Source organism: Rhodococcus yananensis, assembly GCF_020515525.1.
GTDB classification, from domain to species: Bacteria; Actinomycetota; Actinomycetes; order Mycobacteriales; family Mycobacteriaceae; genus Rhodococcus; species Rhodococcus yananensis.
Window position 1 is genome coordinate 85519 of sequence record NZ_JAIYEP010000003.1, and the last position, 14421, is coordinate 99939.

At 69.4% G+C, this 14421-nt stretch carries 15 protein-coding genes; 11 read left to right on the forward strand and 4 right to left on the reverse strand.

Annotated features, from left to right (window positions below):
- Positions 1-110 precede the first annotated feature (110 nt).
- The 11 genes from rimP (at position 111) to truB (ending at position 11090) form a co-directional block, all read left to right on the forward strand.
- Positions 111-701, forward strand: a complete 591-nt coding sequence (gene rimP / locus LDQ05_RS01190; RefSeq protein WP_226435060.1) for a ribosome maturation factor RimP — start codon at positions 111-113, stop codon at positions 699-701.
- Positions 698-1726, forward strand: a complete 1029-nt coding sequence (gene nusA / locus LDQ05_RS01195; RefSeq protein WP_226435061.1) for a transcription termination factor NusA — start codon at positions 698-700, stop codon at positions 1724-1726. Before rimP ends, nusA begins: the two co-directional genes overlap by 4 nt.
- Positions 1727-1771: 45 nt before the next feature.
- Positions 1772-2155, forward strand: a complete 384-nt coding sequence (locus LDQ05_RS01200) for a YlxR family protein (protein ID WP_226435062.1) — start codon at positions 1772-1774, stop codon at positions 2153-2155.
- A 119-nt stretch (positions 2156-2274) separates the two neighbouring features.
- Positions 2275-5190, forward strand: coding sequence for a translation initiation factor IF-2 (gene infB / locus LDQ05_RS01205; RefSeq protein ID WP_226435063.1), 2916 nt, complete (start codon positions 2275-2277; stop codon positions 5188-5190).
- An 85-nt stretch (positions 5191-5275) separates the two neighbouring features.
- Positions 5276-5566 (forward strand): DUF503 domain-containing protein, encoded by a 291-nt coding sequence (locus LDQ05_RS01210; protein WP_226435064.1) that lies wholly within the window; start codon positions 5276-5278, stop codon positions 5564-5566.
- A gap of 62 nt (positions 5567-5628) precedes the next feature.
- On the forward strand, positions 5629-6075 hold the full coding sequence (gene rbfA, locus LDQ05_RS01215) for a 30S ribosome-binding factor RbfA (RefSeq protein WP_226435065.1): 447 nt from the start codon (positions 5629-5631) through the stop codon (positions 6073-6075).
- A 98-nt stretch (positions 6076-6173) separates the two neighbouring features.
- Positions 6174-7160 carry a DHH family phosphoesterase gene (locus LDQ05_RS01220; protein ID WP_226435066.1) on the forward strand — a complete coding sequence of 329 codons (987 nt, stop codon included), beginning with the start codon at positions 6174-6176 and terminating at the stop codon, positions 7158-7160.
- Positions 7160-8509, forward strand: coding sequence for an MATE family efflux transporter (locus LDQ05_RS01225; RefSeq protein ID WP_226435067.1), 1350 nt, complete (start codon positions 7160-7162; stop codon positions 8507-8509). The genes LDQ05_RS01220 and LDQ05_RS01225 overlap by 1 nt, the downstream gene beginning before the upstream one ends.
- Before the next feature lie 5 nt (positions 8510-8514).
- Positions 8515-9453: a metallophosphoesterase family protein gene (locus LDQ05_RS01230; RefSeq protein WP_226435068.1), complete on the forward strand. Its 939-nt coding sequence runs from the start codon at positions 8515-8517 to the stop codon at positions 9451-9453.
- 41 nt (positions 9454-9494) lie between these two features.
- Positions 9495-10163 carry a 4'-phosphopantetheinyl transferase Npt gene (gene npt / locus LDQ05_RS01235; protein WP_226435093.1) on the forward strand — a complete coding sequence of 223 codons (669 nt, stop codon included), beginning with the start codon at positions 9495-9497 and terminating at the stop codon, positions 10161-10163.
- A gap of 3 nt (positions 10164-10166) precedes the next feature.
- Entirely contained in the window at positions 10167-11090 is a 924-nt protein-coding gene (truB, locus tag LDQ05_RS01240) for a tRNA pseudouridine(55) synthase TruB (protein WP_226435069.1), read from the forward strand.
- A gap of 35 nt (positions 11091-11125) precedes the next feature.
- Here the strand turns inward: truB and LDQ05_RS01245 are convergent, their stop codons facing one another.
- The 4 genes from LDQ05_RS01245 to LDQ05_RS01260 are packed head-to-tail and all read right to left on the reverse strand — an operon-like array spanning position 11126 to position 14406.
- Positions 11126-11794: a metal-dependent transcriptional regulator gene (locus tag LDQ05_RS01245; protein WP_226435094.1), complete on the reverse strand. Its 669-nt coding sequence runs from the start codon at positions 11792-11794 to the stop codon at positions 11126-11128.
- Positions 11795-11831: 37 nt separating this feature from the next.
- Complete coding sequence (locus LDQ05_RS01250; protein ID WP_226435070.1) at positions 11832-12761, reverse strand: metal ABC transporter permease; 930 nt, start codon at positions 12759-12761, stop codon at positions 11832-11834.
- Positions 12758-13516, reverse strand: coding sequence for a metal ABC transporter ATP-binding protein (locus LDQ05_RS01255; protein WP_226435071.1), 759 nt, complete (start codon positions 13514-13516; stop codon positions 12758-12760). The genes LDQ05_RS01250 and LDQ05_RS01255 overlap by 4 nt, the downstream gene beginning before the upstream one ends.
- Complete coding sequence (locus LDQ05_RS01260) at positions 13513-14406, reverse strand: metal ABC transporter substrate-binding protein (protein ID WP_226435095.1); 894 nt, start codon at positions 14404-14406, stop codon at positions 13513-13515. Before LDQ05_RS01260 ends, LDQ05_RS01255 begins: the two co-directional genes overlap by 4 nt.
- Positions 14407-14421: the final 15 nt, after the last annotated feature.

Below are 14421 nucleotides of genomic sequence, written 5' to 3' on the forward strand. Positions count from 1 at the left end.
CCCGCCCCGGCCACGGCCCGGCCGGTGGCAGGCTAGGCTGGATCACTGCCGGTGCACTCGTGCCGGCCGTTGTCCGCTGCGACCACAACTTCACGAGGAGCTTGCCCGTCATGCCTGTTCCACCCCCGGAGAGGATCGTCGAGCTCGTCGCCGATCTGTTGTCCGACGAGGGTTACGACCTCGAGGACGTGGTCGTGACCGCCGCGGGCAAGCACAGCACGGTCCGTCTGATGGTCGACAGCGATGCGGGTCTCGGACTCGACGAGGCCGCCCGGCTCAGCCGCCTGGTATCCGACGCGTTCGACGCGGTCTCGGATTTCGGTGAATCGCCGTACGTGCTCGAGGTCACGAGCCCGGGCATCGGGCGTCCTCTGACTCGCGACCGGCACTGGCGCCGCGCGCAGGGGCGTCGTGCCCGCATCGAACTGGCGGACGGCACGATCGTCGCCCGGATCGGCGAACTGGTCGGCGATACGGTACGGCTCGTCGTTCCCGACCGAGACGGCCCGGTGGTTCGGCCGACCCCGCTCGGCGAGGTGCGCAGCGCCCTGGTCGAGGTCGAGTTCTCCCCGCCGAACCCGCGGGAACTGGAACTGGCGGGCGGGCTGCCCGATGGACGTGTGGCCGCCGGCGAACTCGACGAGTCCGCGGTGGGCGACGACGAATCGGACGACGTGAACGAAACGAAGGTGGACAAGTGAATATCGAGATCGCCGCTCTGCGCATGCTGGAGTCGGAGAAGAACATCCCGTTCGACGAGCTCATCGACACGCTCGAGACGGCGCTGCTCCTCGCGTACCGGCACGTCGACGGACATCAGCCGCACGCCCGCGTCCTCGTCGACACGAAGAGCGGCGCGATCCAGGTGCTCGCGGAGGAGCGTGATGACGACGGGAACGTGATCGCCGAGTGGGACGACACCCCCGAGGACTTCGGTCGGATCGCCGCGACCACCGCGCGGCAGGTCATCATGCAGAAGATCCGCGAGGCCGAACACGAGCAGCGTTTCGGGGAGTTCTCCACCCACGAGGGCGAGATCGTCAGCGGCGTGGTGCAGCGCGACGCGCGGGCGAACGCCCGCGGCATGGTCGTGGTGAAGATCGGCGGCGACGCCAACACGACCGAGGGGCTGATCCCGCCGGCCGAGCAGGTGCCGGGGGAGACGTACGAGCACGGGGACCGCATCAAGTGCTACGTCGTCAACGTGGCCCGCGGCCAGCGCGGCCCGCAGATCACGCTGTCGCGCACCCACCCGAATCTCGTCCGTCGACTGTTCGCTCTCGAGGTTCCCGAGATCGCCGACGAGTCCGTCGAGATCGTCGCCGTCGCCCGTGAGGCCGGGCATCGTTCCAAGATCGCCGTGCATTCGGTGGTGTCCGGACTGAACGCGAAGGGTGCGTGCATCGGCCCCATGGGGCAGCGCGTGCGCAACGTCATGCGTGAACTGGGTGAAGAGAAGATCGACATCATCGACTACGACGACGATCCCGCGACGTTCGTCGGCAACGCGCTGTCGCCGTCGAAGGTGGTCTCGGTCACCGTGGTCGACCCGGAAGCCCGCGCGGCTCGGGTCGTGGTCCCCGACTTCCAATTGTCCCTCGCGATCGGCAAGGAAGGGCAGAACGCGCGGCTCGCAGCGCGACTGACCGGGTGGCGGATCGACATCCGAAGTGATGCGGCTCCCGGTGGTGACGAGCCCTCGGACGCCGCGCCGACAGGCGAGTAGGGGGTGGGATGCGGGATTCCGGGCAGAACAGCGGTAGAGTGGTCGATGGTTCAGCATGACCTGCCTTCGGTCGGTCGGGTACACACCGGGCCGGTGCGTACCTGCGTCGGGTGTCGGCGGCGAGTGCTGGCTGCCGAACTGCTGAGGGTCGTGGCTCGCGTCCACGGGTCCGACGGTGCGCAACCGCCCGGATTCGCCGTGGTGCCCGACCCGGGGCGCAGGCTTCCCGGACGAGGTGCGTGGGTGCACCCCACGACGGACTGCCTGGGTCTCGCCGCTCGGCGTCGAGCATTCGGCAGAGCACTGAAAGTATCCGGTCTTCCGGACACGACAGCGCTGGATCAGCTGGTCGGATCCTTGGTGGAGAACCCCCGCGCCACGCGCGGAGAGCACCCCGCCGCGGACACCAACAGTGACATCGAACTCTGAGAAGAACAGGTACGAACACTCATGAGCACACCGTGAAGCACCAGCGATGAACGTCCATCGGAGATAACCCGAGGTCGTGCGGGCAAGCCAGCCGCTCGGCCTCATCAGTGAGGAGAGCAGTGGCAGGCAAGCCCCGCGTGCACGAGTTGGCGAAAGAACTCGATGTCACGAGCAAGGTCGTACTCGAACGGCTCAAGGAGCTGGGCGAGTTCGTGAAATCGGCGTCGTCGACGGTGGAGCCCCCCGTCGCGCGTCGTCTGCGTGAGTCCTTCGGTAAGGCGAAGGACGAGGGCAGCTCGGCCGGTAAGGCCGCACCGACCCCCGGTCCGAAGCCCGGCGCCCCGCGTCCGGGTCCGCGTCCCGCAGCGCCGGCCCCGTCGCCGGCAGCCGCGTCCGGCAAGCCGGCGGCCGCGCCCGCAGGCACGCCGGCAGCTGCGTCCGAGGCACAGGCCGCGCGCCCGAAGCCGGGCGCACCGAAGCCGGGTGCGCCGAAGCCGGCAGCACCGAAGCCGGAGGCCGCCAAGCCGGCGCCCCAGGCCCCGGCCGCGAAGACCCCGACGCCGCAGCAGCCCGCCGCCAAGCCCGGTCCGCAGGCCGCGACACCCGGTCCCAAGCCGGCACCGCGTCCCGGTCCGAAGCCGCCGCGCGTGGGTAACAACCCGTACTCGTCTGCACCGGCCGAACGTCCCGCCCCCCGCCCGAACGCTCCGCGTCCGGGCCAGGGCGGTCCCCGTCCCGGTCCGCAGGGTGGCCCCCGCCCGACTCCCGGTCAGGGTGGACCCCGTCCCACTCCGGGGCAGGGTCGTCCCGCCGCGGCCTCCGGTGGCCCGCGCCCCGGCCCGCAGGGCGGACCTCGCCCTGCTCCGGGCGCAGGCGGACCGCGTCCGTCCCCCGGTTCGATGCCTCCGCGTCCGAACCCGGCGGCGATGCCGCAACGCGCGGCGCGTCCCGCGGCCTCCGGTCGCCCGGGGCGCCCCGGCGCACCCGGCGGTCGTCCCGGCGGCGGTGGCGGATACCGCGGTGGCGCCGGTGGTGGCGGTGGAGCCGGAACCGGTGCGGGCGCACCGGGCGGTTTCCGGGGTCGTCCCGGTGGCGGCGGTGGCCGCGGTCGCGGTGGCGCGGCCGGCGCCTTCGGTCGTCCCGGTGGAGCGCCGCGTCGCGGCCGCAAGTCGAAGCGGCAGAAGCGGCAGGAATACGATTCGATGCAGGCACCGTCGGTCGGCGGTGTGCGGCTTCCCCGCGGCAACGGTGAGACCATCCGTCTCGCTCGCGGCGCATCGCTGTCGGACTTCGCCGAGAAGATCGATGCGAACCCGGCATCGCTGGTCCAGGCGTTGTTCAGCCTCGGTGAGATGGTCACGGCCACGCAGTCGGTGAACGACGAGGTTCTCGAGCTGCTCGGCTCGGAGATGAACTACGTCGTGCAGGTCGTCAGTCCCGAGGACGAGGACCGCGAACTGCTCGAGTCGTTCGACATCCAGTACGGCGAGGACGAGGGCACCGAAGAGGATCTGCAGCAGCGTCCTCCGGTGGTCACGGTGATGGGTCACGTCGACCACGGCAAGACCCGCCTGCTCGACACGATCCGCAAGGCGAACGTCCGCGAAGGCGAGGCCGGTGGCATCACGCAGCACATCGGTGCGTACCAGGTGATGACCCACCTCAACGGTGAAGATCGTCTGATCACCTTCATCGACACCCCGGGTCACGAGGCGTTCACCGCCATGCGTGCCCGCGGCGCGAAGGCGACCGACATCGCGATCCTCGTGGTCGCGGCGGACGACGGCGTCATGCCGCAGACGGTCGAGGCGATCAACCACGCCCAGGCGGCGGAGGTGCCGATCGTGGTTGCGGTGAACAAGATCGACAAGGAGGGTGCGAACCCCCAGAAGATCCGTCAGCAGCTCACCGAGTACGGCCTCATCACCGAGGAGTACGGCGGCGACACCATGTTCGTCGACATCTCGGCGAAGCAGGGGCTGCACATCGACCAGCTGCTCGAAGCGGTCCTGCTGACCGCGGACGCATCGCTGGACCTGCGGGCCAACCCCGACATGGAGGCGCAGGGCGTCGCCATCGAGGCACACCTGGACCGCGGTCGCGGTCCCGTCGCGACCGTGCTCGTCCAGCGCGGCACGCTGCGGGTCGGCGACTCCATCGTCGCCGGCGACGCGTACGGCCGCGTGCGCCGCATGGTCGACGAGTACGGCGACGATGTCCACGAGGCGCTGCCGTCGCGGCCGGTGCAGGTCATCGGCTTCACGTCGGTGCCGGGCGCGGGCGACAACCTCGTCGTCGTCGAGGAGGACCGGATCGCCCGGCAGATCGCCGACCGCCGCAATGCGCGCAAGCGCAACGCGCTGGCCGCGAAGAGCCGCAAGCGGATCAGCCTCGAGGACCTCGATGCCGCTCTGAAGGAGCACAACGAGCTCAACCTCATCCTCAAGGGCGACAACTCGGGTACCGTCGAGGCCCTCGAAGAGGCGCTCATGGGAATCGAGATCGACGACGAGGTGCGGTTGCGGGTCATCGACCGCGGTGTCGGTGGTGTCACCGAGACCAACGTCAACCTGGCTGCGGCGTCGAATGCCGTGATCATCGGATTCAACGTCCGTGCCGAGGGCAAGGCCACCGAACTCGCAAACCGCGAGGGCGTCGACATCCGCTACTACTCGATCATCTACCAGGCGATCGACGAGGTGGAGAAGGCCCTCAAGGGCATGCTCAAGCCGGTCTACGAAGAGGTCGAGCTGGGTCGCGCCGAGATCCGCGCGATCTTCAAGTCCTCGAAGGTCGGCAACATCGCGGGTTGCCTCGTGCAGTCCGGCATCGTCAAGCGCAACGCGAAGGCACGACTGCTCCGCGACAACAACGTCGTCGCCGAGACCGTCACCATCTCGTCGCTGCGCCGCGAGAAGGACGACGTCGTCGAGGTCCGCGAGGGCTACGAGTGCGGTATGACGATCACCTACTCCGACATCAAGGTCGGCGACGTGATCGAGGCATACGAACTGCGCGAGAAGCCGCGCGACTGACACACGGGTCACGGTGGCGGCGGACGAACTTCTCGTCCGCCGCCACCGGACGTGTCGGGCCACCCGATCGATACGGAGGTACCGGGTGTATCTGGGAGCTCTCGAACTGGACGTGCTCCTCGGCGACGTGCATTCGCTCAAGCAGAAGCGGTCGCTGATCAAACCCGTCCTCGCGGACCTGCGCCGCCTCGGCGTGTCCGCGTCGGAGGCAGGTGACCAGGATCTGCACCGCAGGTCCCGGCTGGGTGTGGCAGTGGTCGCACCGGACCTCGTGCACGTTCGCGAGATACTGGACAAGTGCGAGCGGCTCGTTGCCGACCGACCCGAACTGGAGTTGCTCTCCACCAGACGAAGACTGTTCGGACCCGAGGACTGACCTTCGGGAGACCGGACCCGGCGCCGCCGCCGGTAGCGGCGGCCGAGGAGGAAACCGAAGACATGGCCGATCCAGCACGCGCACGGCGACTCGCGAAGCGCATCTCCACCATCGTCGCCACCGCCATCGACCACGAGATCAAGGATCCGCGACTGGCCTTCGTGACGATCACCGACGCGAAGGTGACCGCGGATCTGCACGATGCGACCGTGTACTACACGGTGCGCGGCGCCGACCTGAACACCGAGCCGGACCTCGAGTCCGCAGCGGCCGGGTTGGAGAAGGCCAAGGGCATCCTGCGGTCCAAGGTCGGAGCGGGAACCGGTGTGCGCTTCACGCCGACGTTGACGTTCGCCACCGACACCGTTCCCGACACCGCCCGCCACATGGAGGAACTGCTCGCGCAGGCACGGGCGGCGGACGACGCCGTGGCGCGTGCCCGGGAAGGGGCGTCTCCCGCGGGCGACGCCGACCCGTACAGGGAGCCGCGCGAGCGCGACGACGAGTGACCTGCGGCGACGACCGTGGTCCGGGCACCGGGTGACAGGGGTCGCCGGTGCCCGGACGGGACGATCAGCAACGATGAAGGATCGCGAGTGGAGAGACGATGACCGGACCCGATGAGGCGCACGGCACCGACGTCGACGTGCACGGTGCCGTCGACCTGCTGAACGCGGCCCGCACCGTCACGGTGCTCTGCCACGTCCAGCCGGACGCCGACACCCTCGGCAGCGGTCTGGCGCTCGCGCTCGCCCTCGAACGACGCGGTGTGTCCGTGCAGGTCGCCTTCGCGGCACCGCACGACGTGCCCGCGTCGATGCGTACCCTTCCGGGCATCCATCTGCTGACCGCGCCGAAGGACGTGCGCCGCGACGTCGACCTCCTCGTTGCGGTCGACTGCGGCACCGCGGGGCGCCTCGGTGCACTGCGCGACCGGCTCGACGGTGCCGCACACACCCTCGTGGTCGACCATCACCGTTCCAACACGCGGTTCGGTACCCACAACCTGATCGACGACGCCGCGGAGGCGACCGCCGTGGTGCTCGTCGACGTGTTCGATGCGTGGGACGTCGAACTCGACGGGGATCTCGCGCACTGCCTGTTCGCGGGTCTCGTCACCGACACGGGATCGTTCCGGTGGGTGCGCCCCGGCACTCACCGACTCGCGGCGCGGTTGCTCGACACCGGGATCGACGGCGGGGCCATCACACGCGCACTCCTCGACACCCACCCCTTCGGCTGGTTGCCGATGCTCTCGGCGGTGCTGGGCACCGCGACACTGGTTCCCGATGCCGCAGCAGGACACGGACTGGTGTACGCGTTGGTGCGTCGCGACGACTCGGTCGGCCTGGGAGCAGAGGAGATCGAGAGCGTCGTCGACATCGTCCGCACGACCGCGGAGGCGGAGGTCGCGGCGGTGTTCAAGGAGGTCGGAGTCGGGGTGTGGACGGTGTCGCTGCGATCGAAGCGGACCGTGGACGTGTCCCGCGTCGCGACCGCGCTCGGCGGTGGCGGTCACCGCTTCGCCTCCGGGTACACCGCGCACGGTGATCGCGACGAGATCGTCGCGCAACTGCGCGCCGAGCTCGGGTGATGACGCCGACCGGTGAGGTGTCGGGACGGCGCGTACTCGGCCTCGCGGTACCTGCGCTCGGGGTGCTCGCCGCGGAACCGCTGTACCTGTTGTTCGACGTGGCAGTCGTGGGGCGTCTCGGTGCTCTGCCGCTCGCGGGGCTGGCCATCGGTGGTCTCGTCCTGGCCCAGGTCAGCACGCAGCTGACGTTCCTGTCGTACGGCACGACGGCGCGCAGTGCCCGATTCCACGGTGCGGGCAGGCGCGACGACGCGGTCGGTGAGGGTGTCCAGGCGACCTGGGTCGCCGTCGCCGTCGGAACCGTCGTGCTCGTCGTCGGTCAGCTGCTGGCGGATCCCGTCGCCCGACTGCTCTCCGGTGACGACGACATCGCCGGTGCCGCGGTCTCCTGGCTGCGTGTCGCGCTGTTCGGTGCACCGCTGATCCTCGTCGGACTGGCCGGCAACGGGTGGATGCGCGGTGTCCAGGACACGATCCGGCCGTTGCGTTACGTGGTGGCGGGGCTCGCGCTGTCGGCCCTGTTGTGTCCCGTTCTCGTGCACGGGTTGCTCGGTGCGCCACGACTCGAACTCGTGGGGTCGGCGGTCGCCAACGTCGTCGGTCAGGCCGTGTCGGCGACGTTGTTCGTCGTGGCGTTGGTGCGTGCCGGCGTACCTCTGCGCGCGCGGCGGGACGTGATCTCCGCGCAGTTGCGGCTCGGGCGCGACCTGATCGCGCGTAGCCTGGCCTTCCAAGCGTGCTTCCTGTCCGCCGCCGCGGTCGCCGCGCGCTTCGGTGCCGCCGCGGTCGCCGGGCACCAGGTGGTGCTGCAGCTGTGGAACTTCGTGACGCTCACTCTCGACTCGTTGGCGATCGCCGCACAGACACTCGTCGGCGCAGCGCTCGGCGCCGCCGACCGGCGGGGAGCCACCAGGCTGGCGTGGCGTGTCACGGCGTGGTCGGTGGTGTTCGCCGCGCTCCTGGCCGTGTTCTTCCTGCTGGGGAGGTCCGTGATCCCCGGGCTGTTCACCACCGATGTCGACGTCCTCGCACAGATCGACATCGCGTGGTGGTACTTCGTCGCGATCATGCCGCTGGCCGGCGTCGTGTTCGCGCTCGACGGGGTGTTGCTCGGCGCCGGTGACGCCGCCTACCTGCGTACCGCCACCCTGGCGTCGGCACTGTTCGGGTTCCTGCCGCTCATCTGGTGCTCGCTCGCCTTCGGCTGGGGTCTGGCAGGGATCTGGACGGGGCTTACCGTGTTCATCGTGTTCCGGATGATCGCCGTGGTCGCGCGGGTTCTCACGGGACGGTGGGCGGTGGCCGGCGCGGATCGGCAGATCCACGCGAACGACGGAACGGGAGGATGATGCCGGTGTCGGCGAAGTTGTGGGCGGTCAGCGACATCCATGTCGGGCACCGGGGCAACCGGCCCGTCACGGAGGAGTTGTACCCGGAGTCACCGGACGACTGGTTGATCGTCGCCGGTGACGTGTCGGAGAAGACCGATGACATCCGGTGGGCCCTGAAACTGCTGAGCGAACGCTTCGCGAAGGTCGTCTGGGTACCCGGCAACCACGAGTTGTGGACCACGGCGAAGGACCCGGTGCAGATGCACGGCGTGGCCCGCTACGACTATCTGGTGACGATGTGCCGGGAACTCGGGGTGCTCACGCCCGAAGACCCGTATCCCGTATGGGAAGGAGAGGGCGGGCCGGTCGTGCTGGTGCCGATGTTCCTGCTCTACGACTACTCGTTCCTGCCCGACGGCACCGCCACGAAGGCGGACGGTCTCGCGTTGGCACGCGAACGGAACGTCGTCGCGACCGACGAGTTCCTGCTGCGACCCGACCCGTACCTCACCCGCGACGTGTGGTGCAGTGCGAGGCTCGAACAGACGCGGGTGCGCCTCGACGCGCTGGACCCGGAACTGCCCACGGTGCTGATCAACCACTTCCCGCTCGTGCGCGAACCCACGCGGATGTTGTTCTACCCCGAGTTCGCGCTCTGGTGCGGCACCACCGAGACCGCCGACTGGCACGTGCGGTACCGGGCGTTGTGCAGCGTGTACGGCCACCTCCACATCCCGCGCACCACCTACTACGACGGGGTGCGGTTCGAAGAGGTGTCCGTCGGATACCCGCGCGAATGGCAACGTCGCGGTCTGCCGGACCGGGTGCTGCGGCAGATCCTGCCCGTCCCGGACTATCCACCGGGCACCCTCAACAAGTGGGGCGGGCATTTCACGGTCACCCCCGAGATGGAAGCGGAAGTCGAGAAGATGCGGGAACGACGAGAGAGGGAACTGCGGTGACGGAACCGACGCTCGAGGACCGCGCCGGTACGCGGGACGGCCTGATCGCGCGGATCGTGCCCGACGGGGTGGTCGCAGCCGAACTGTTCGACGATCCACCGGGATTGCAGCCGCACCCGCAGGAGGAGGCCCTGATCGCCCGCGCGGTGGAGAAGCGTCGTCGCGAGTTCGTCGGCGCACGGCACTGCGCGCGTCAGGCGATGAGCCGCCTCGGTGTGGACCCGGCGCCCGTGCTCCGGGGTGAGCGCGGCGCACCCGTCTGGCCGCGCGGGGTGGTCGGCAGCCTGACGCACTGCGACGGATATCGCGGTGCGGTCCTCGGCTACTCCCTGCAGGTGCGGTCGCTCGGCATCGATGCCGAACCCCACGACCGGCTTCCCGACGGTGTCCTCGACGCGGTGAGCCTCGAGGAGGAACGTCGCTGGCTCGCGGGCACGACCGACGGCGATGTGCACTGGGACCGTGTGCTGTTCTGTGCGAAGGAGGCCACCTACAAGGCGTGGTTCCCACTCACCGGCAGATGGCTCGGATTCGAGGACGCCCACATCACCTTCGACCGTGACGCCGACACCGACGCGGGGATCTCCGGATCGTTTCACTCGCGTCTGCTCGTCCCCGGCGACACCACGGACGGTGCCCCGTTGACGTCGCTGGACGGTCGCTGGCTGGTGGCCGGCGGCCTCGTCCTGACCGCGATCACGGTGCGCTGAGCGATGACCGATTCCACGAACGGTTCGGACAATCCTGCGCTCACCCGTGCGGGGTTGGTCGTCGTCGACAAGCCCGCGGGAATGACCAGTCACGACGTCGTCGCCCGCTGCCGCCGACTGTTGGGGACCCGCAAGGTCGGGCACGCCGGCACGCTGGACCCGATGGCCACCGGTGTACTCGTCCTCGGGGTGGAGCGCGCGACGAAACTGCTCGGTCTGCTCGCGTTGACCACCAAGTCCTACACCGCGACGATCCGGTTGGGTCGGAGCACCGTCACCGACGACGCCGAGGGGGAGGCGGTCGCGACCGTCGACGCCTCGACGGTGACCGACGCGCGGATCGCCGCGGAGGTCGACGCGCTCACGGGCGACATCGAACAGGTCCCCGCCAGCGTGAGCGCGATCAAGATCGACGGAAAACGGGCGTATGCGCGGATGCGTGAGGGCGAGACCGTCGAGATCCCGGCGCGGCCCGTCACCGTGTCGCGGTTCGCGGTCCTGGCGCGCCGCGACCTGCCCGACGAGGGGTTCGTCGACCTCGACGTCGAAGTGGACTGCTCGTCGGGAACCTACATCCGTGCGCTGGCCCGCGATCTGGGTGCGGCGCTCGGCGTGGGAGGGCATCTCACTGCCCTGCGCCGCACCGTCGTCGGACCGTTCGGGCTCGACCACGCGCGCACCCTGGAACAACTCGCGGACGATCCCGCGCCGAGCCTCGATCTCGACGCCGCGATCGTGACCGCCTTCCCGGTACGCCCCGTCACCGACGTCGAAGCCGGGGTGCTCGCGCACGGACGTTGGCTCGAACCCGCGGGAATACCGGGTGTGTACGCCGCGATCGACCCGCGGGGGCGCGCGGTGGCCCTTCTCCAGGAGAAGGGCAGGAGGGCCTCGTCGGTGTTCGTGGTTCGGCCCGCGAACATGTGACCCCGGAGATCGGACACGCCGAAGGCCCGTACGCGTCAGACGAGCCAGATCGCCTCGGCGGCCGGATGACCGAGCTCGACCGTGCGGTCCTCGGATCCGCCGAGGCGGACCGAGAGGGTTCCGGCGAAGTCCCGGCGTTCGACGACGGTGATGTCGGTGTCGAGAGCGATTCCCACCTCGTCGAAGTAGCGCAGCATCGCCGGGTCGGCATCCGAGATGCGGGCGACGGTGCCGCTGTCCCCGTCGGCGAACTCGCTGAGCGCGCGTGCCGGCGGGGACGGGATCGTGCCGTCGGCGGCAGGGATGGGATCGCCGTGCGGGTCGCGGACCGGGTGCCCGAGCTTCGCGTCGATCGCCGAGATCATGCGTTCGGACACGGCATGCTCGAGGACCTCGGCCTCGTCGTGCACCTCGTCCCAGCCGTAGCCGAGTTCGGAGACGAGAAACAACTCGATCAGCCGGTGCCGACGCACCATCGTGACGGCCGCGGCACGTCCGTCCTCGGTCAGGGAGATCGATCCGTAGCGGGCGTGGTCGACCATTCCCTGATCGGCGAGGCGACGCACCGCCTCGGACACGGTCGACGCCGACACCCCGAGCTTCTCGGCGAGCATCTTCGTCGACACCTTCTCGCCGGACCACTCCTGCGTGCTCCAGATGATCTTCAGGTAGTCCTGTGCGACCGAGGACAGGGTCTCGGGCATCGGGGTGGTTCCACGGCTGTCGGGCACACGCACAAGCTTAGGTAACCGTCACCGCAGAATCATCCTGCCCGGCGCGGCGCGTTCCGTGGGTGCCGCCGCCATCCGCGTTCCGTCGGCCCACCGCAGCGTGTCTGCGGCGCAGCCGGGTGGGCACGATCCCGCGGAGCGGAGCGAACAGGTAGGCCGTCGTGAACGCTGCCGCCTGGGTGAGCACGACGACACCTCCGGTGGCGGCATCGGTGTGGTAGCTGATGTACACACCGGCGACCGAGCACGTGACCGAGAGCAGCGGTGCGATGACGAGCATCCGCGACATCCGATCCGTCAGCAGATACGCGGTCGCGCCGGGGATGACGAGCATCGCGACGACCAGGATCACTCCGACGGCCTGCACGGCGCTGACGATCGTGACCGCGAGCAGGGCGAGAAGCAGCGCCGACAGTGCGGCGGGGGACATCCCGAGCGTGTGGGCCTGGGTCCGGTCGAATGCGAAGAGCGTCAGGTCGCGGCGCTTGGCCACCAGGACGATCAGCACCGCACCCGCCAGAGCCGACACCTGCCACAGATCCGACGTCGACAGGCCGAGGAGGTTGCCGAACAGGACGTGGTGCAGATCGACCTGGCTGGGATTCTTCGAGATGAGCACCACACCGAGGGCGAACAACGTGGTGAACACCGTGCCGATCGCGGCGTCCTCCTTGATGGTGGTGGTCTCGCGGACGAGACCGATCAGTGCCACCGCGATGCCCGCGAACAGCAGGGCACCCAACGCGAACGGCACGCCCACCAGGTAGGCGAGGACGACTCCCGGAAGGACCGCATGCGAGACCGCATCACCCATCAGGGACCAGCCGACGAGCACGAGCCAGCAGCTGAGCAGGGCGCACACCGCGGTCGACACGACCGCGATGACGAGGGCCCGCTGCATGAACCCGTACTGCAGGGGCTCGAGGAAGAACTCGATCATCGGGACACCTCCGCGGTCGTGTCGACGCCGAAGGCGAGGGCCAGGTTCTCGGGGCGGAGAATCTCCTCGGGGACATCGTGGACGAGCACCCGACGTTGCAGGAGCACCGCTTCGTCGCAGAGTGTCGTCAGCCCGGGGAGATCGTGGGTCGCGACGAGGATCGCGCGACCCGCGGAGGCGAGGTCGCGAAGGACCGCGGTCAGTGCGGCCTGGGTGGTGGTGTCGACGCCGGCGAACGGTTCGTCGAGCAGCAGGACAGGCGCGTCCTGAGCGATCGCCCGCGCCACGAACACGCGTTTGCGCTGGCCGCCGGACAGGTTGCCGATCTGTCTGTCGGCGAACTCGGCCATGCCGACCCGGTCGAGGGCTGCGTCGACGGCGTCGTGGTCGGCGCGCCGAGCCCGGCGCAGGAATCCCTGGTGTCCGTACCGACCCGTCATCACGACATCGCGGACACCGATCGGGAAGTCCCAGTCGACTCCCTCGGCCTGCGGGACGTAGGCGACCTTGCCCGCGCGGCGCGCGGCCGTGATGGAAGCCCCGTCGATCAGGACCGAACCGGTATCCGGGCGAACGAGGCCCATGATGGTGCGGAACAGCGTCGACTTGCCCGAACCGTTGGTCCCGACCAGGCCGCACACGGCCCCGCGGCGCAGCGTCAGGCTCACGTCGTCGAGTGCGGTGACGGTCCCGTAGCGGACGGTGACCGCGTCGACGGCGACCAGGGGAGGTGCGGTGTCGACGGGGGTGCTCATCGCGTCAGTCCCGTCGTGATCGTTCGGGCGTCGTGGCGCAGGAGGTCGAGATACGTGGGGACGGGGCCGTCGGGTTCGGAGAGCGAATCGACGTAGAGGATTCCGCCGAACGCCGCGCCGGTGTCGGCGGCGACCTGCCGCTGAGCCTTGTCGGACACGGTGGATTCGCAGAACACGGCGGGTACGTCGTTGTCGCGGACGAAGTCCACGGTGCGGGCGATCTGCTGCGGTGTGCCCTGTCGGTCCGCGTTGACCGGCCACAGGTACGCCTCGGTCAGGCCGGTGTCGCGTGCGAGGTAGGAGAAGGCGCCCTCGCAGCTGACCAGCGCTCGCCGGTCCTCGGGTACGGCACGGAGCGCGTCGACCATCTCGTCGTGGACGGAGCGGAGCTGCAGGCGGTAGGAGTCCGCGGCGGCAGCGAAATCGTCGGCGTGCTCGGGTACGAGCCCGGTGAGTGCGGCCTCGATGTTGTCGACATAGATCTGTGCGCTCAGCGGCGACATCCACGCGTGTGGATTGTCGCGGCCGGCGTAGGCATCCTCTCCGATGCGGATGGGATCGATGCCCTCGCTGAGCACGACGTGTTCGGCGTGGGTGTCGGTCAGGAAACGCTCGAACCACCGTTCGAGGCCGAGGCCGTTGTCGAAGACGAGGTCGGCGTCGGCCGCGGTCCGCAGATCACCCGGGGTCGGTTCGTATCCGTGAACCTCGGCACCGGGTTTCGTGATGGATTCGACGCGCACGTGATCACCGGCGATCACCCGTGTCATGTCGGCGAGCACGGTGAACGTGGTGAGCACCAGCGGCCTGTCGTCCCGGTCGGTGGGCGTGGAGCATGCGCTCAGTCCCGCGCTCGCCGCCAACACCGCCGAAATTGCGACCGCACGCATCGAAAAGTTAGGCAC